Genomic DNA, 17,596 nt, shown 5'->3' with positions numbered 1-17,596 from the left:
ATGGAATTTATGCTAGATACAATTAATCTTGAGGCTATTCGAAAGTATCAGAAAATTTTACCACTGGCAGGCGTGACGTCTAATCCCAGTATTGTTAAACAAGCAGGAAAAATTGACTTCTTTGCGCAGATGAAAGAAATCAAAAAAACGATTGGACAAGCGAGTTTGCACGTCCAAGTGGTCGGTCAAACGACAGAAGAGATGCTAGAAGATGCCCAAACCATTGTACAACAATTAGGCCAAGAAACATTCATTAAAATCCCAGTCAATGAAGCAGGCTTGGCAGCCATCAAACAACTAAAGCAGGCAAATTATCGGATAACAGCAACCGCTATTTATACAGAATTTCAAGGTTATCTAGCGATTGCGGCAGGTGCAGATTATTTAGCGCCGTATTATAATAGGATGGAGAATTTAACAATTGATTCTCAAAAGGTTATTGAGCATTTAGCTGCAGAAATTAAACGGACGAACGCAAAGAGTAAGATCTTAGCTGCTAGTTTTAAAAACGTGGCACAAATTAATCAAGCCTGTCAAATGGGGGCGCAAGCGGTCACTATCGCACCAGAACTCGTGACACAAGGCTTGGCAATGCCCGCCATTCAAAAAGCAGTAACTGATTTTCAGGAAGATTGGGTTGCTGTTTTTGGAGTAGAAACGGTAAACGAATTAGCATAAAAAGAATGAGAAGAAAAAGCGGCCATTTTTCTTCTCGTTCTTTTTTTGTTTCACATGAAACATCTACGATTATTCACTTGCTTAAAAATTAGACAATTTTCTTTATTTGTCAAAGAATTTCTTAAAAAAAAGGGTTATCTTTTGGGTATTTTTTTTGGTAGCAGTATGATGAGGGTATCAAATGATAGGAGGAAACGAGAATGAGATACACAAATGGAAATTATGAAGCATTTGCTCGACCAAGAAAACCAAAAGGTGTAGATGACAAGAGTGCCTATATCGTTGGTGGTGGCCTAGCAGGTTTAGCAACGGCTGTTTTCTTAATTCGTGACGGTCAAATGAAGGGCGAAAATATTCACATTTTTGAAGAACTCACGCTGTCTGGCGGTTCTTTAGATGGTAAATTTATTCCCCATGATGGCTTTGTCACTCGCGGCGGACGCGAAATGGAAAACCATTTCGAGTGTTTGTGGGATCTATTTCGTTCGGTACCATCATTAGAAGTAGAAGATGCCTCTGTCCTAGATGAGTTTTACCGGTTAGATTTAGATGATCCGAATTCTTCAAATTGCCGCATTATTCATAACCGTGGCGAACGTGTCCCCGATGATGGACAATTTACTTTATCCAAAAAAGCACAAAAAGAAATCGTTGATTTATTTATGACTTCTGAAGATCAATTAATTGGCAAAAAAATTGAAGATGTTTTCGGCGAAGAATTTTTTGAATCCAACTTTTGGATCTATTGGTGTTCAATGTTTGCTTTTGAAAAATGGCACTCTGCCATTGAAATGCGCCGTTACATCATGCGCTTTATCCACCACATCAAAGGGTTGCCTGACTTTACAGCCTTGAAGTTTACCAAATACAATCAATACGAATCGTTAGTGAAACCATTACTAAGCTTTTTAACCAATCAAGGGGTAGACTTTCAATATGAAACAACGATCAATGATATCCAAGTCGACATCAAAGGAGCTACTAAAGTTGCTCGGCGATTATTGCTGACACAAGCGGGCAAAACCAAAGAAATTCCTTTAACTGAAAATGATTTAGTCTTCGTAACGAATGGCTCAATTACTGAAAGTTCGACGCAAGGAGATCATCATACACCAGCACCAATTACTCATGAACTAGGGGGAAGTTGGAATCTCTGGAAAAACTTAGCAAAACAATCCCCAGAATTTGGGCACCCAGAAGTTTTCTGTGAAAATTTACCAGATGAAAGTTGGTTTGTCTCAGCAACGATTACGTGGGAAAATTTCGATATTGAACCGTATCTTTCTCGGTTAACACATCGTAAATTACGCACAGGAAAAATTGTCACAGGTGGTATTATTACTATCAAAGACTCTAATTGGATGATGAGTTTCGCTATGCATAGACAACCGCATTTCAAAGAACAAAATGATCAACAATCTATAACTTGGGTATATGGATTACTTTCTAATAAACCAGGAAATTATATCAAAAAACCAATCGAACAATGTACCGGCCAAGAAATTACGCAAGAGTTACTTTATCATTTAGGGGTCCCAGAAGGGGAAATTGAACGTATTTCAGAAGAATCGGCTACCACTATTCCGGTTTATATGCCGTTTATCACTTCTTACTTTATGTTAAGAGAACCAGGCGATCGACCATTAGTTGTACCAAACGGCTCTAAAAATCTTGCTTTCATTGGGAACTTCGCAGATACTGAACGAGATACGGTGTTTACAACAGAGTATTCTGTACGGACAGCGATGGAAGCTGTTTATCAATTGCTAGAGGTTGAACGCGGAGTACCAGAAGTGTTTGCTTCTGCATACGACTTGCGCGTCTTAGCAAACTCTGTTTATTATTTATCTGACAAGAAAAAATTAACAGAAATGGATATGCCGTTCGTGGAACGCAAAATGGTTGAACACTTTGTGAAGAAATTTGAGGATACGTATATTGGTGATATTTTAAGAGAAAATCATTTAATTTAGATGAAAAAGCGAGTGTAAATCACTCGCTTTTTTGGTTGTTTTATTAACCGTTGAATAAATATTCATTATTGTGTATATTTATTTTATGATTTTGTGGATATTAAATATATAATATGTTGAATGAGGGTAGCCAGTGGGCAACTTCGCAAAAAAATCTTAATTTCTGAAGAGACTTTTTCAAAATTTTGTTGAAAAGAAGGCGCATTTTTACCATAGTTTCTTCACATTTAACGGCTATTATTTAAACATACCCGATAAACAAAACCCTAACAAAACACTTTTTCATTTTTTAACTCCTCCGCCCGCCCTTCCCCAAAGGGCGGGTTGTTTTTTTGCGTTAAAGCAGTTGGCATTTTGCGGGGAAAGGATTATCATTATAGAAGAAGTATATAGAAAAAGGCGGCGAGAAGATGGGACGTTGGCAAGAATTACAACAAGCAATGAGTGCTGGTGTAGAGGCGGCGATTGACGCTGGCTGGGACCGCCAAGCTGTTTATGGATTAGTGGAAAGCGCCATAAAAGACACGCGTTTCTTGCCACTTGAGCAAGCGAAAACAGCAGTCGCGGAACTGTTTTCTGAAGTGGAAGAAGTGGGCTCTTCAGCGTATGAGCGATTATTTCGCTTTTCGGCTTATCGTCCGCAAGAAAAGCTCTCGTTACTGTTATGGCAATTAGGTGCAGTGTTGGATCAGCATGGCATGTTGCAATTAGTAGGGCCTTATCGTTTCTCGAAGACGATTGCACCGCATGCGACGTTTTGGCATTTGTTGGCAAAAACAGTTCAAAAAGCCTATCCGTTAGGTCTTCTTGGGAGCTTTAACCAAGAGAAAGCGAAAAAGATACATCAATTAAGAATGTATATTGATCGTCAAAATATCACGTATATCCGCGATTTTTTTAAACAAGAAGGGGACACCGATGAACAGGCATTAAAACGTTATGTTTTTGCGGCCAAGCCGCAAGGGATGGGTGGGCGGAAGCTGAAAAAAAGCTCTGCTCGTTTGCACAACAAATACCCTGAGGGGGCATCTTATTCTTTAATTAATAAGAAACGATTGACGCCTAATTTTCACAGTGAGTTTATTTTGAATGAAGAAGGGACCTTTGTGACCCAGTGGGATGTGTTAGTTGAAGACTGGCGAGGCAGATTAATTAGTAATCCAGCTTATTATCAAGCGGCCAAAAACAATGAATACCAGGAAAAAGTCTTGAATGGTGAATCGTTTAATTATGCAAATCGGAATAATCGTACCCATGAATTACTAGATAGTTCACCACCAGGGAGATTTGATCATCAATTACGAAAAACAGCCAAAAAAGGTTGGTTAAGTCCCCGTATCCAAGAATACGACTACCGCAGAGAACGACAAATAAAGTGCGATGATTATAGTAAGTAAAACAAGCCAATGTTTCACATGAAACATTGGCTTGTTTTACTCTTAGAGAAAGGCGGTTTTCGTTGCCGCCAATTGAACATTTTGGCCCGTGGCTAGAGACTTTTTACCACATAAAAAGGCGGATTTTTCTTTTATCATTCAGGCAAAAATCTTCCGAAAAGCATTGCAAGAAATTGCTATTTGCGTTAAAGTAGGAAAAGATGATTGTGAAACATTTTTCTGTTTCACAAAAAAGGAAGGAGTCTTTATGCTACCCGAAGAATTTAGACAACTATTAGCCGCAAAAGGCATTGAATTGACAGACCAACAGATGACACAATTTGACCAATATTTCCATTTATTAGTAGAATGGAATGAAAAAATGAATTTAACAGCCATTACAGAAGAAAAAGAAGTTTATTTGAAACATTTCTATGATTCTGTTTCGTTGGCATTCTTTGAAGATTTTGCCAGTGACAAAGCCATTTGTGATGTTGGCGCAGGCGCAGGATTTCCAAGTATTCCTTTGAAAATTGTTTTTCCTTCATTAAATGTCACAATTGTTGACTCTTTAAATAAACGAATTACTTTCCTAACAGAGTTGGTGAATCAACTAGGTTTGGCTAATGTTTCTTTGTATCATGATCGTGCAGAAACATTTGGTCAAAAAGCAGAATTTCGTGGCGCGTTTGATTACGTTACAGCGCGAGCAGTTGCACGATTAAATGTTTTAAGTGAACTGTGTTTACCCTTAGTTAAAAAAGAAGGCTATTTTTTAGCCTTAAAAGCATCGAAAAGTGAAGAAGAAATTAATGAAGCAAAACCTGCAATCGCTACATTAGGCGGTCAATTTCAGAAAGAAGTTGGTTTTACTTTGCCGATTACGGCAGACGAACGCCACATTGTCGTGATTCAAAAGAAAAAAGAAACCCCTAAAAAATATCCCAGAAAACCTGGATTACCAAATAAACAACCGATTAAATAAGATGGAGGCACACACATGACACGAATTATTTCTGTAGCGAACCAAAAAGGCGGCGTTGGTAAAACAACGACCACTGTAAATTTAGGCGCATGTTTAGCAAACTTAGGCAAAAAAGTCTTACTGATCGACATTGATGCACAAGGAAATGCTACCAGTGGCATGGGTGTCCCTAAACCAGATGTCGCACACGATGTGTATGATGTCCTTGTAAATGAAGAACCAATCACTAGCGTGGTTCAACATACCAGCCGTGAAAATTTAGATATTGTCCCTGCAACTATTCAATTAGCAGGCGCTGAAATTGAATTAACTTCAATGATGGCTCGAGAATCGCGCTTGAAATTAGCAATTGATGAAGTAAGAGACATGTATGATTTCGTTTTAATTGATTGCCCGCCTTCTCTAGGGCATTTAACAATCAATGCTTTTACAGCAAGTGATTCGATTCTAATTCCTGTTCAATGTGAATATTACGCATTAGAAGGCTTGAGTCAATTGCTAAATACGATTCGCTTGGTTCAAAAACATTTTAACCCTGAATTGAAAATTGAAGGGGTCTTGTTAACCATGTACGATGCTCGGACCAATTTAGGTGCCGAAGTCGTGGAAGAAGTCCGTAAATATTTCCGTGAAAAAGTCTATGATACGATTATTCCAAGAAATGTCCGTTTATCCGAAGCACCAAGTCATGGTTTACCAATCATTGACTATGATATTCGCTCAAAAGGTGCCGAAGTGTATCAAGCACTAGCAAAGGAAGTGTTGGAGAATGAATAAAGGCAAAGGTTTAGGCAGAGGCATCGATGCCTTGTTTCAAGATATCGCAAAGCTAGAAGATGTCGACGTTAAGAACGAACAAGTGACAGAAATTCTATTAAACGAACTTCGTCCCAATCCTTACCAACCGCGGAAAACATTTGATGAAACCTCTTTACAAGAACTTGCAAACTCGATTCTACATTCCGGTGTGTTTCAACCGATTATTGTTCGTAAATCGGCAGTTAAAGGCTATGAAATTATTGCAGGTGAGCGTCGGTTCCGGGCTTCTAAATTAGCCGGCAAAGAAAAAATTCCCGCAATTATTCGCGAATTTGATGAAGAATCCATGATGCAAGTTGCTGTTTTGGAAAACTTACAAAGGGAAGATTTAAATCCGCTAGAAGAAGCAGAAGCCTATGAAATGCTAATGAAAAATTTGAAATTAACACAAGCGGAAGTCGCAGAACGTTTGGGCAAAAGTCGCCCGTATATTGCCAATTATTTACGGTTGCTAACCTTACCAGATGCGGTCAAAGCAATGGTTCAAAAACAAAGCATGTCAATGGGTCAAGCACGGACGTTATTAGGTTTGAAGAACAAAGAACAGCTATTGCCATTAGCTAATCGTTGTATTAAAGACAATTTAACGGTTCGACAATTAGAACAACTTGTCGCTGAATTAAACGAAACACAAGGCAAAAAGGGCAAAAAAGCGAAAAAAGCCATCAAGGAAAAACCCATTTATATTCGTGAAAGTGAAGACCGCTTAATGGATAAATTTGGGACAACCGTAGCGATTCAAGAAAAAGAAGGCAAAGGAAAAATTGAAATTGAGTACTTGTCCTCTTCGGATTTGGCTAGAATTTTAGATATTTTAGATATTCATTTTGACGAGGAATAAAAAGCAAAGTGAGAAAGTAAGACAGAAAGTCACAAATCCTTTTGCTAGTTTCGTTAAAAAATGGTATTGTAATCATGGTATTTTTATATAAGTAAGAGAAGAAAGAAGGCTTGGAACATGTATGATTTAGGCGAGATTGTCGAAATGAAAAAGCCGCATGCTTGCCAAGCAAATCGTTGGCAAATCATTCGCATGGGCGCTGATATCAAAATCAAGTGCACGAATTGCGGGCATATTGTCATGATGCCGCGTCGTGATTTTACTAAAAAATTAAAAAAAGTAATCGAGAAAAAAGCAGACTAATGCTTTGATGCCTCTAATAGAAAAGAGAATAGACTGAGAGAAAGAGTGGAAAACAAATGGCACTAACAGCTGGAATTGTCGGCTTACCAAACGTTGGTAAATCGACCCTATTTAACGCAATTACAAAAGCAGGAGCAGAAGCTGCAAATTATCCCTTTGCAACGATTGATCCGAACGTCGGCATGGTTGAAGTACCAGATGCCCGTTTACAACGCTTGACAGAACTAGTAAAACCGAAAAAAACAGTTCCCACAACGTTTGAATTTACAGACATCGCCGGAATTGTTAAAGGTGCCAGCAAAGGAGAAGGGCTGGGAAATCAGTTTTTAAGTCACATTCGTCAAGTAGATGCAATCTGTCACGTGGTTCGTTGTTTTGATGACGAAAATATCATGCGTGAACAAAATCGAGATGCGGATTTCGTTGATCCTTTAGCAGACATTGATACAATTAATTTAGAGCTAATTTTAGCAGATTTAGATTCAATCAATAAGCGCTATACTCGCGTGGCTAAAATGGCGAAAGCAAAAGATAAAGAAGCGGTGGAAGAATTAGCTGTTTTAGACAAAATTAAACCAGTTTTAGAAGAAGGTTTATCTGCTCGTACGATTGAATTTACGCCAGAAGAAGAGAAAATTGTTAAATCTCTTTTCTTATTAACCACAAAGCCGGTCCTTTATGTAGCGAATGTTTCAGAAGATGAAGTGGCGGATCCAGACAACAATGAGTATGTACAACAAGTTCGTAATTTTGCAACTAGTGAAAATGCGGAAGTAATCGTGGTTAGTGCGCGAGCAGAAGAAGAAATTGCTGAATTAGATTCTGAAGAAGACAAGGCTGAATTTTTAGAAGCAATGGGCATTGAACAATCTGGCTTAGATCAATTGATTCGTGCGGCGTACGATTTGTTAGGCTTAGCTACCTACTTTACAGCTGGTGAACAAGAAGTTCGTGCGTGGACGTTCCGTAAGGGAATCAAGGCACCTCAAGCAGCTGGGATTATCCACAGTGACTTTGAACGAGGCTTCATTCGTGCGGAAACAGTTTCTTATGAAGACCTAGATAAATATGGCAATATGCAAGCTGCCAAAGAAGCGGGCCGTGTTCGTTTAGAAGGAAAAGACTACGTCGTTCAAGATGGCGATGTTATGTTGTTCCGTTTTAACGTTTAAGAAAAGACCCATGCCCAACAAGCAATTTGTTTTGGGGTAAGCCCACATATTTAAGGCCATTCAGCCGTTTAGAAAGAGGTTCCCTCTACATGAGGGTGAGGAGGATACAACTATGGAAGCAGAAGCATTACGAGCAATCGTGGCTGAGAATCGTCAATTAGAACAGAATTTGACTAAAAGAAATGAACAATACATTTTTGACTTAAAAAAATCATTAAAAGCGGCTAATTTATCTGAAGAAGAGCTAGCATTGGCTCTACACGGTATTTTACCAGAATTAGTAGCCGGTCAAAAAACAGGCAAAACAGCCCGTCAGTTATTTGGCACTGTTTCAGAACGGACGGAAGCGATTTTAAATAAACCAGCAGAAGTCAAAGAACCAGCGGGCTGGATGATTTGGCTCGACAATACCTTACTATTACTTGGTTTATTAACAATCATGTTAGCGGCGATGTCTCTATTTTCAAAAGGAACCGCACAGCCTCTCGGATTAACCACATATATCTTAGGTGCGATGGCTGGGGGTTATGTTTTCTATCTAATGCACAAATATGTTTACCGTTTTGATCGTCAAGGTGGCGACAAAAGCAAACGTCCTGGTTGGTTAAAAACGACTGCCATTCTATTTGGCGGAATGTTCTTGTGGATTGCAGTTTTCGCTGGTTCAGCAATGCTGCCACCAGTGATCAATCCCATTTTAGATCCGATGATTGCTTTAGTAATCGGTGCGTTAGCCTTTGTAGCACGCTATTTCTTCAAGAAAAAATACAATATTCAAGGTAGTTTCATGACACGTCAATAAACGGCGCGTGCTCAATTGTGAATACGCTCGGCTGACGCAGAAACTGCAACAAGCAAAGTCGCTCTCTCAATAGAGCGTTTTAACAGTTAAAGCCTGGGGGATTAGTCGAAAAAACTAGTGTCCCAGGCTTCTGTTTTCAGAAGTTTGCTAAAGAAAGGAGCCTCTTATGGGACAACAAGTGAAGTCTTGGTGCCGTCAACACGAGCGGCTACTCATTTTTATTAGTTTTCTCTTATTAAGTGGACTTTCTCTCTATTTTGTCTATTTTCAAGAGAATTTTTTACGAGCAAGTGATTTTCGCTTTCATCAAAATCGGGTGGAAGGTCTCGCATTAGCAATTAAAAACAACGACTGGTTTCCTAAAATCAATTATTTTTTCTTGGGAGGCTATGGCTATGCCTCTAGTTTGTTTTATCCAGATGCGTATCTTTATTTACCTGCGCTTTTGCGTGTTCTGGGGCTTTCCTTTGTCGCTAGTATGGCGATTTTTGTGTTTGCGGTAAACTTGGCAACATTTAGCCTTACTTATTATGCAGGCCGATTAATGGCGCTCTCTAAAAAAAGAAGCTATCTCTTTGCCATTTTGTATGGCTTATCTATTTACCGCATGCAAGACTTGTTTAATCGCCAAGCGTTAGGAGAATTTTTGGCGCTAAGTTTTTTTCCGTTGGTCTTAGCGAGCCTGTTTTTATTACGAAAGGGAACTACGAAATATTGGCCGTTGTTAACGCTGGCGATGACTGGCATTGGGTTGGCTCACTTTATTTCTATTGAAATGGTTTCTATTTGGATTGGGTTATACATTCTGTTTTATTGGCAGCATTTTTTTAAAAAGGAGGTCCTGTTGGCATTAGCGAAGGCTGCAGGTTTGACGCTGCTTTGGCTGGTCTTTTATCTTTTACCAGTTGCTGAACAAATGAAAAATCAAGTGTTTAAAGTTACATCCAATCCACTCACTTATATTTCCGAAAGAAGTTATCCCATTGATTCTCTTTTCTTTAATAGTTTAAAGAGCAGTGTTTTTCACGCGAAAACAGCGAATCTAGGAACCCTTTTGTTTGTAGGGCTTGTTGTAGCAGTGGTTTCGCTTGCCAGCAAAAAAATTCAGAACAAACGGTTTATTGGTTTGACGCTAGTACTCTTATTGATGGTTACTACGCTTTTTCCTTGGCACTGGCTGAACCACACGCCTTTAAATACGATTCAGTTTCCTTGGCGTTTTTTAGGGATTCTTTCTGTAATGCTCGCTTTTTTCATTGCACAAGACGAATGGGGCGTTTTCCGTAAATCTTGGACCGTGGCTTTGTTGGTTTTCCTTGCCATCAGCAATTTAGGCATTTATCAATATCAAAGTATTCAGTCACAACAAGGCCGCCTGTTAACAAAAGCTGAGTATGAGCAGCCAGCGCCTTTTTATATCGGTGCGGGCCATGAATATTTGCCAGATGAAATCAATTATCAGGAATTATTGAAACAGAAAAAACGACAACTTGATTATTCGGAAGAACAAGTAACCATTACAAACGTTAGAATGCCTTATGGGAAAATTTCATTTGACTACCAAGTGGTGAATCAATCAGCGAAGGTGACCGTTCCTTTTATTTATTACTTAGGCTATCAAGCCACGATTCAAATGAAAAACCAAACGGGCGCTAAAAAAATGAGCCTAACCAATCAAGGAGGCTTAGCCGCTCTTTCTTTATCTGGTACAGGACATGTCGACATCCGTTACCAAAGAACAAAAGTGCAAAAAATAGGGACAATGATTACCTTGCTTTCTGTTGGCGGTTTTGGATTTAGCCGATTTTTACAACAAAAAAAGAAACACAAGATAAAAGAACAACGATGAAAATAGGACTTTAATTAGGAAGAGTTGAATAAAGGACAAACCGATTTTGGCGTTTTGTCCTTTATTCCTCATTGATTATTTAAACAAATCTAGTTGACTTCCTTAGTATTATCTGTTATTTTCATATATAAAATTAAGTTGAGGAGTGGACAAAAAAATGTCAAATTGGGAAACAAAATTTGCGAAAAAAGGTCTTACATTTGATGATGTGCTATTAATCCCTGCAGAAAGCCATGTCTTACCAAATGATGTAGACATGAGTGTACAATTAGCTAAAAATATCAAGTTAAATATTCCATTGATGAGTGCCAGTATGGATACTGTTACAGATAGTAATATGGCAATTGCGATGGCTCGTCAAGGTGGACTAGGTGTCGTACATAAAAATATGACTGTCGCCCAACAAGCAGACGAAGTACGTAAAGTCAAACGTTCTGAAAGCGGCGTTATCATTGATCCATTCTTTCTAACACCAACAAACTTAGTAGCGGATGCAGAAGAATTAATGAGTCGTTACCGTATTAGCGGTGTGCCAATTGTAGAAACAATGGAAAACCGTAAATTAGTCGGAATTATTACAAACCGTGATATGCGTTTTGTAACCGACTACCAAATCAAAATTGAAGAAGTCATGACAAAAGATCATTTAGTCACTGCGCCAGTAGGCACATCTTTAAAAGATGCAGAAAAAATCTTACAAAAACATAAAATCGAAAAATTACCAATCGTTGATGAAGCAGGTCGCTTAAGTGGCTTAATTACAATTAAAGACATTGAAAAAGTGATTGAATTCCCAAATGCTGCCAAAGACGAACACGGTCGTTTACTTGTGGCGGCAGCAGTCGGTGTTACTAGTGATACGTTCGAACGTGCGGAAGCATTATTAGAAGCAGGTGCCGATGCGATTGTTATCGATACTGCACATGGCCATAGTGCCGGCGTTATTCGCAAAATTAAAGAAATTCGTGAAACGTTCCCTGAAGCAACATTAATTGCTGGTAATGTTGCCACTGCTGAAGCAACCAAAGCATTGTATGATGTCGGCGTTGACGTTGTTAAAGTTGGTATTGGACCTGGTTCAATTTGTACAACACGTGTCGTTGCCGGTGTTGGTGTTCCTCAATTAACAGCGATTTATGATGCTGCTTCTGTAGCTAGAGAATATGGTAAAGCAATTATCGCTGATGGCGGTATTAAATATTCTGGTGATATCGTGAAAGCCTTAGCTGCTGGTGGACATGCTGTAATGCTAGGAAGTATGTTAGCAGGTACAGATGAATCTCCAGGCGAATTTGAAATTTATCAAGGCCGTCGTTTCAAAACTTACCGTGGCATGGGCTCATTGGGCGCAATGGAAAAAGGATCAAGTGATCGTTACTTCCAAGGAAGTGTCAATGAAGCAAACAAATTAGTGCCAGAAGGAATCGAAGGACGTGTCGCTTACAAAGGAAGCGTTTCTGATATTGTCTTCCAATTAATCGGTGGCTTGAAATCAGGGATGGGTTACGTCGGTGCAGCAGACCTGAAAGCGTTGCGTGAAGAAGCACAATTTGTTCAAATGAGTGGTAACGGATTGAAAGAATCACATCCACATGACGTTCAAATCACAAAAGAAGCACCAAACTATTCTGTTCAATAAAATAAAAGCTGATTTTTTTGAAATTTAAAAGAGGCAGACATCATTTCGACGTCTGCCTCTTTTTCTGTAGAATGAAGGAGTTGCTTCTGTTTCCACCGTTTATCAATATTTAAGCCTGTAATAAAAATCCAAAGTGATTTTTGTTACAGGCTACTTTTCCTATAGAATAAAAGCCGTTATCTGATATCAGACAACGACCTTCATCTTCCCTTTATTTAATAACTGTTAGGTTACCCATGTAAGGAACTAGGACTTCTGGTACAGTTACAGAGCCATCTTCGTTTTGGTAGTTTTCTAAAATAGCAGCGACTGTCCGTCCCACGGCTAAACCAGAACCATTGAGTGTATGCGCATATTGGACTTTATCGTTTTCATCACGGTAACGAATCATCGCACGGCGCGCTTGGAAATCTTCACAGTTTGAGCATGAACTGATTTCACGGTATGTCTCTTGAGCAGGAATCCAAACTTCCAAGTCATAAGTTTTCGCAGCTGAGAAGCCCATGTCACCTGTTGAAAGAGCCATGACACGGTAAGGTAATCCTAGTTTTTGTAGAATTTCTTCGGCATTATTCGTCATTTTTTCTAATTCCTCATAAGAATGCTCTGCATCACTAAATTTAACCATTTCGACTTTATTAAATTGGTGTAAACGAATTAACCCACGTGTGTCACGACCAGCGCTACCAGCTTCAGAACGGAAAGAAGGGCTCAAGGCCGTAAAGTAAATCGGTAAATCCTTGCCATCTAAAATTTCATTGTTGTAGTAATTGGTTAAAGGGACTTCCGCAGTTGGAATTAACGTTAAATCCGTATCTTGTAATTGGAAGACATCTTCTTTAAACTTAGGAAATTGGCCAGTTCCGAACATGGCGGTGTCATTAACGATATAAGGCGTAATCATTTCTGTATAGCCATGTTCATAAACATGTAAATCTAACATGAAGTTGTATAACGCACGTTCTAAGCGAGCACCTAAGCCTTTGTAATAAACAAAACGGCTACCAGCTACTTTGGCACCACGTTCAAAATCTAGAATGCCTAAGTTTTCAGCGACTTCCCAGTGTGGTTTTGGTTCAAAAGCAAAAGTTCTTGGTTCACTCCAACGACGTACTTCTACATTTTCTTCTTCACCAGCACCAACAGGCACAGAAGCATCTGGCAAGTTCGGTAAAGTAGTTGTGATCCCACGTAGCTCTTCGTCAATAGCGTTAATTTCTGCATCTAATGCTTTAATATTGCCGCCGACTTCTTTCATTTCCGCGATTTTGGCCGTTGCATCTTCTTTGTTCCGTTTTAATTGAGCAATTTCAGCAGACACATCATTCCGGTATTTTTTCATTTCTTCGACTTTGACTAATAAATCACGGCGACTTTCATCTAAACGCAGAAATTCCACTAAGATTTCTTCTTTCACGCCACGGGTTTGTAGCTTTGCTTTTACTTCGTCAAAATTTTGACGCATCATTTTTACATCTAACATATTTTTTCCTCCTTAAAATTAGTACATAATCAATAATAACTGTTGTAGAAAACAACAAAAAAGCCATCTCACCCCAAAAATAAATATTCTTGGGACGAAATGACTGGAAATCTCGCGGTACCACCCAAGTTCAGTAATGTTACTGCCCTTGATTTGCAGATAACGGCTGCAGACCGTTCCAACTTATTTCGCTGGACACCTGGAAGAGACGGACTTCTTTATAGATGAATGTTTGCTCGCACCCCCGCAAACTCTCTGGAATTCAGTGCCATAAATACTTTTTCTCTTAGTTTTCTCTTTTCTATAGAATACCGAAAAAGTTCAGGGATGTCAATTAACTCTCTGATTTCTTGTTGGTACGCTGTAAGGGTAGATGAATAATAAAGGAGGTCCATTTTTGATCAGACTTCGCATAAATATATCCACCATGTAAAGCGACAATACTTTGTGCAATAGCCAGACCTAAACCAGTACCACCCGTTTCTTGTGATCGGGATTCTTCGACACGATAGAAGCGGTCAAACAACTGATCTAAAGAATGTTTAGGAATAGCTGGTCCATCATTGCGAACAGCGATAATTGCTTCGGTACCGACTTTGTCTACTTCCATCACAATATGATGGCCGCCTTTGCCATATTTCAAAGCGTTTGAAAGAAGGTTGTTAAAGACTCGGACTAGTTTTTCCGTATCGCCTTCCATCATTAAAGAAGCTGGATTGGCTTTTACTTGGATTTGCATATTAATCTTTTTCGCTTCCAATTCAAAATCGGCAGCAAGCTGTTCAATTAATTGTGCCATATCAAAAGTCGTCGTATGAATCGGTACACTTGGTTGACGGACTTTTGTATATTCAAAAAGATCATCAACTAATAATTTCATTTGTTTCGCTTTGACGTAAGCGGTATGCGTATATTTCAGTAAATCTTCTTGGCTATGAAATTGACGATCTTCAATCAATCCCAGATAACCAATAATAGAAGTTAACGGTGTACGAATATCATGACTGACATTCGTAATTAATTCATCTTTTGATTTTTCAATTCGCCGTTCATCTTCAATGGCTGCGACAGTACTATCCACCAGACCGTTAATACTCGTCACGACTTTTGCTAAATCACCACTTAATTCAAACGGAATGCGGTGATTGTAATTACCATCAGCGATGTAATGTAACTCACTGATAATATGACGCAATTGCATTTGGTGGTAGCGACGAATTAAGCGCCAATAGAGAACGGCTGCATCTACTAAAAAGAAAATGGGTAAGACAAATTTATTCCAGCTCCAAAACAAATCAGTATTTAATTCTTTAGCGACCGCATCCTTAGTGGCCCAGATGACACCAGCTAAGGGCGAGTTTTCACTAAGTAGTTGTCCTAAAAGGAACATAATTGAGACATTTAATAGTAGTAATAAAACAATTGTCACAATTGCTTCTGCTAATAACTCGCTGATTTCTTTAGAAGTTAAGGTAATTCGTTTTTGTTTTTCAATCTTTTTAGGTTTAACGAGCATCGATCTTATATCCAACTCCCCACACTGTTTGAATGACTTTTTCTCCACCAGTTGCTTCTTCAATCTTATCTCTTAAATGACTGACGTGAACCATCACGGTTTTAGCAGAAACAATACTTTCTTGTTGCCACACACGCTCAAAAATTTCATCCGCACTAAACACACGATTTGGATGACTAGCTAATAGATAGAGGATACCAAACTCAAGAGCGGTTAATTGAATTTCTTTTCCTTCTATTGTTTTGACTTCGTGAGAGTCCTTATTAATCATTAATGGGCCGACTTCTAATTCATCGGGTTCTTCTTTGGTTAATTGCATTTGGCTTCTACGTAAAATAGACTTCACCCGAGCCATTACTTCTAAAGGATTAAAAGGCTTGGTGACATAATCGTCTGCACCAGCAACTAAGCCTTTGATTTTATCCATATCGGTTGTTTTTGCTGTTAACATAATAATTGGAATTTGCGATTCTTTTCGAAGTTCTTTCACTACTTCCATTCCATCCATGATTGGCATCATAATGTCCAAGATTAATAAATCGATATCTGGTGTTGTGTGCAATTTGGATAATGCTTCTTTTCCATCATAAGCTTTCACGACTTCGTATCCTTCATTATGAATATAAATACTCAATAGTTCTACAATTTCTTTATCATCATCTGCAACTAAAATTTTCATAAGCGTTCATTTCCTCCATATATAAAAAAATCTCTTTTCCATATTTTAACAAATAATTGCTAAAAAGGACAAAATCCTTGATATATTACGATAAATTTAGAAGATTTTGCTAAAAGTTAATAAACTATAGCCAAAAAAGGATGAAAGGGGGTAAAAAGCGAACGAAAATACCTATACCAATCATAATAATCGGTATTGAAAAAAAGTTTAAAAAAAGTGAAAATAATGATTGACCAATGCTTGAAATCTTGGTATATTATTACATGTCGCAAGGCGAGTCACACAGCTGAGTGATTCAGAAATCAATAATTAAATAACAATTCTTGATTTCAAATTTCTCGGAAAAAGTTTGAAAAAACAACAAAAAAGTTGTTGACAAATAACAAGCGAGATGATAAGATATAGAAGTTGTCACAACAGACAACAACAACCGAGCAAAACAACTTAAAAAAACTTTTTTAAAAAAAGTTCTTGACATTCAAACGAAAGTTTGTTATGATATAAAAGTTGCTGCGAGGTAACGTAGACCTTTGAAAACTGAACAAAGAATAGACGAACCAAATGTGTAGGGCGTCTTGATTCAATTCAAGACAACAAACATTTTTAACAAGCAAGCAATATGCTAGCAAACAAATTGAGCTTAACAATCGCAAGATTGTTCTAACTTTTATTATGAGAGTTTGATCCTGGCTCAGGACGAACGCTGGCGGCGTGCCTAATACATGCAAGTCGAACGCTTCTTTCCTCCCGAGTGCTTGCACTCAATTGGAAAGAGGAGTGGCGGACGGGTGAGTAACACGTGGGTAACCTACCCATCAGAGGGGGATAACACTTGGAAACAGGTGCTAATACCGCATAACAGTTTATGCCGCATGGCATAAGAGTGAAAGGCGCTTTCGGGTGTCGCTGATGGATGGACCCGCGGTGCATTAGCTAGTTGGTGAGGTAACGGCTCACCAAGGCCACGATGCATAGCCGACCTGAGAGGGTGATCGGCCACACTGGGACTGAGACACGGCCCAGACTCCTACGGGAGGCAGCAGTAGGGAATCTTCGGCAATGGACGAAAGTCTGACCGAGCAACGCCGCGTGAGTGAAGAAGGTTTTCGGATCGTAAAACTCTGTTGTTAGAGAAGAACAAGGACGTTAGTAACTGAACGTCCCCTGACGGTATCTAACCAGAAAGCCACGGCTAACTACGTGCCAGCAGCCGCGGTAATACGTAGGTGGCAAGCGTTGTCCGGATTTATTGGGCGTAAAGCGAGCGCAGGCGGTTTCTTAAGTCTGATGTGAAAGCCCCCGGCTCAACCGGGGAGGGTCATTGGAAACTGGGAGACTTGAGTGCAGAAGAGGAGAGTGGAATTCCATGTGTAGCGGTGAAATGCGTAGATATATGGAGGAACACCAGTGGCGAAGGCGGCTCTCTGGTCTGTAACTGACGCTGAGGCTCGAAAGCGTGGGGAGCAAACAGGATTAGATAC

General features: G+C 39.1%; 14 protein-coding genes, 1 rRNA gene and 1 other annotated feature (1 of these 16 only partly in view). Of the genes, 12 read left to right on the top strand and 3 right to left on the bottom strand.

The window, feature by feature from the left end:
* The 11 genes from IGJ04_RS08565 (at nt 1) to guaB (ending at nt 12,437) form a co-directional block, all read left to right on the top strand.
* Entirely contained in the window at nt 1-678 is a 678-nt protein-coding gene (locus IGJ04_RS08565) for a fructose-6-phosphate aldolase (RefSeq protein ID WP_002355980.1), read from the top strand.
* A gap of 200 nt (nt 679-878) precedes the next feature.
* On the top strand, nt 879-2,651 hold the full coding sequence (locus tag IGJ04_RS08560) for an oleate hydratase (protein ID WP_002361446.1): 1,773 nt from the start codon (nt 879-881) through the stop codon (nt 2,649-2,651).
* Between the two features lie 410 nt (nt 2,652-3,061).
* Nucleotides 3,062-4,048: a DUF3114 domain-containing protein gene (locus tag IGJ04_RS08555; protein WP_002404164.1), complete on the top strand. Its 987-nt coding sequence runs from the start codon at nt 3,062-3,064 to the stop codon at nt 4,046-4,048.
* A 247-nt stretch (nt 4,049-4,295) separates the two neighbouring features.
* Nucleotides 4,296-5,012, top strand: coding sequence for a 16S rRNA (guanine(527)-N(7))-methyltransferase RsmG (gene rsmG, locus IGJ04_RS08550; RefSeq protein ID WP_002355977.1), 717 nt, complete (start codon nt 4,296-4,298; stop codon nt 5,010-5,012).
* Between the two features lie 15 nt (nt 5,013-5,027).
* Nucleotides 5,028-5,789, top strand: coding sequence for a ParA family protein (locus IGJ04_RS08545; protein ID WP_002355976.1), 762 nt, complete (start codon nt 5,028-5,030; stop codon nt 5,787-5,789).
* Complete coding sequence (locus IGJ04_RS08540; RefSeq protein WP_002355975.1) at nt 5,782-6,672, top strand: ParB/RepB/Spo0J family partition protein; 891 nt, start codon at nt 5,782-5,784, stop codon at nt 6,670-6,672. The genes IGJ04_RS08545 and IGJ04_RS08540 overlap by 8 nt, the downstream gene beginning before the upstream one ends.
* Before the next feature lie 117 nt (nt 6,673-6,789).
* Complete coding sequence (locus IGJ04_RS08535) at nt 6,790-6,975, top strand: DUF951 domain-containing protein (protein WP_438840119.1); 186 nt, start codon at nt 6,790-6,792, stop codon at nt 6,973-6,975.
* A gap of 56 nt (nt 6,976-7,031) precedes the next feature.
* Complete coding sequence (ychF, locus tag IGJ04_RS08530) at nt 7,032-8,147, top strand: redox-regulated ATPase YchF (RefSeq protein WP_002355971.1); 1,116 nt, start codon at nt 7,032-7,034, stop codon at nt 8,145-8,147.
* A gap of 112 nt (nt 8,148-8,259) precedes the next feature.
* Entirely contained in the window at nt 8,260-8,949 is a 690-nt protein-coding gene (locus tag IGJ04_RS08525; RefSeq protein WP_002363563.1) for a DUF1129 domain-containing protein, read from the top strand.
* 166 nt (nt 8,950-9,115) lie between these two features.
* Nucleotides 9,116-10,798: a 6-pyruvoyl-tetrahydropterin synthase-related protein gene (locus IGJ04_RS08520; RefSeq protein ID WP_438840118.1), complete on the top strand. Its 1,683-nt coding sequence runs from the start codon at nt 9,116-9,118 to the stop codon at nt 10,796-10,798.
* A 157-nt stretch (nt 10,799-10,955) separates the two neighbouring features.
* Nucleotides 10,956-12,437, top strand: a complete 1,482-nt coding sequence (gene guaB / locus IGJ04_RS08515; RefSeq protein WP_002355966.1) for an IMP dehydrogenase — start codon at nt 10,956-10,958, stop codon at nt 12,435-12,437.
* A gap of 211 nt (nt 12,438-12,648) precedes the next feature.
* Here the strand turns inward: guaB and serS are convergent, their stop codons facing one another.
* The 3 genes from serS to IGJ04_RS08500 form a co-directional block, all read right to left on the bottom strand.
* Nucleotides 12,649-13,920, bottom strand: coding sequence for a serine--tRNA ligase (gene serS / locus IGJ04_RS08510; protein WP_002373670.1), 1,272 nt, complete (start codon nt 13,918-13,920; stop codon nt 12,649-12,651).
* 87 nt (nt 13,921-14,007) lie between these two features.
* Nucleotides 14,008-14,214 (bottom strand) — a binding site (T-box leader).
* 40 nt (nt 14,215-14,254) lie between these two features.
* Nucleotides 14,255-15,436: a sensor histidine kinase gene (locus IGJ04_RS08505; RefSeq protein ID WP_002363566.1), complete on the bottom strand. Its 1,182-nt coding sequence runs from the start codon at nt 15,434-15,436 to the stop codon at nt 14,255-14,257.
* A complete protein-coding gene (locus IGJ04_RS08500) occupies nt 15,426-16,115 on the bottom strand; it encodes a response regulator transcription factor (protein WP_002355963.1) in 690 nt (229 codons plus the stop codon). The genes IGJ04_RS08505 and IGJ04_RS08500 overlap by 11 nt, the downstream gene beginning before the upstream one ends.
* 668 nt (nt 16,116-16,783) lie before the next feature.
* On the opposite strand from IGJ04_RS08500, the gene IGJ04_RS08495 reads away from it, so the two are divergent.
* Nucleotides 16,784-17,596, top strand: a 16S ribosomal RNA gene (locus tag IGJ04_RS08495); it runs 748 nt beyond the window's last position.

It is taken from the genome of Enterococcus sp. AZ050, assembly GCF_051715085.1.
Taxonomy (GTDB): domain Bacteria; phylum Bacillota; class Bacilli; order Lactobacillales; family Enterococcaceae; genus Enterococcus; species Enterococcus faecalis.
This window is presented reverse-complemented; position numbering and strand designations above follow the sequence as displayed.

Excerpts from the sequence above, each read along its gene's own strand:
- rsmG (WP_002355977.1), top strand. The coding sequence starts at position 4,296 with ATGCTACCCGAAGAATTTAGACAACTATTAGCCGCAAAAGGCATTGAA.
- IGJ04_RS08520 (WP_438840118.1), top strand. The coding sequence starts at position 9,116 with ATGGGACAACAAGTGAAGTCTTGGTGCCGTCAACACGAGCGGCTACTC.
- IGJ04_RS08565 (WP_002355980.1), top strand. The coding sequence starts at position 1 with ATGGAATTTATGCTAGATACAATTAATCTTGAGGCTATTCGAAAGTAT.
- IGJ04_RS08555 (WP_002404164.1), top strand. The coding sequence starts at position 3,062 with ATGGGACGTTGGCAAGAATTACAACAAGCAATGAGTGCTGGTGTAGAG.
- IGJ04_RS08505 (WP_002363566.1), bottom strand. The coding sequence starts at position 15,436 with ATGCTCGTTAAACCTAAAAAGATTGAAAAACAAAAACGAATTACCTTA.
- IGJ04_RS08540 (WP_002355975.1), top strand. The coding sequence starts at position 5,782 with ATGAATAAAGGCAAAGGTTTAGGCAGAGGCATCGATGCCTTGTTTCAA.
- ychF (WP_002355971.1), top strand. The coding sequence starts at position 7,032 with ATGGCACTAACAGCTGGAATTGTCGGCTTACCAAACGTTGGTAAATCG.
- IGJ04_RS08545 (WP_002355976.1), top strand. The coding sequence starts at position 5,028 with ATGACACGAATTATTTCTGTAGCGAACCAAAAAGGCGGCGTTGGTAAA.
- IGJ04_RS08560 (WP_002361446.1), top strand. The coding sequence starts at position 879 with ATGAGATACACAAATGGAAATTATGAAGCATTTGCTCGACCAAGAAAA.
- IGJ04_RS08535 (WP_438840119.1), top strand. The coding sequence starts at position 6,790 with ATGTATGATTTAGGCGAGATTGTCGAAATGAAAAAGCCGCATGCTTGC.
- guaB (WP_002355966.1), top strand. The coding sequence starts at position 10,956 with ATGTCAAATTGGGAAACAAAATTTGCGAAAAAAGGTCTTACATTTGAT.
- serS (WP_002373670.1), bottom strand. The coding sequence starts at position 13,920 with ATGTTAGATGTAAAAATGATGCGTCAAAATTTTGACGAAGTAAAAGCA.
- IGJ04_RS08525 (WP_002363563.1), top strand. The coding sequence starts at position 8,260 with ATGGAAGCAGAAGCATTACGAGCAATCGTGGCTGAGAATCGTCAATTA.
- IGJ04_RS08500 (WP_002355963.1), bottom strand. The coding sequence starts at position 16,115 with ATGAAAATTTTAGTTGCAGATGATGATAAAGAAATTGTAGAACTATTG.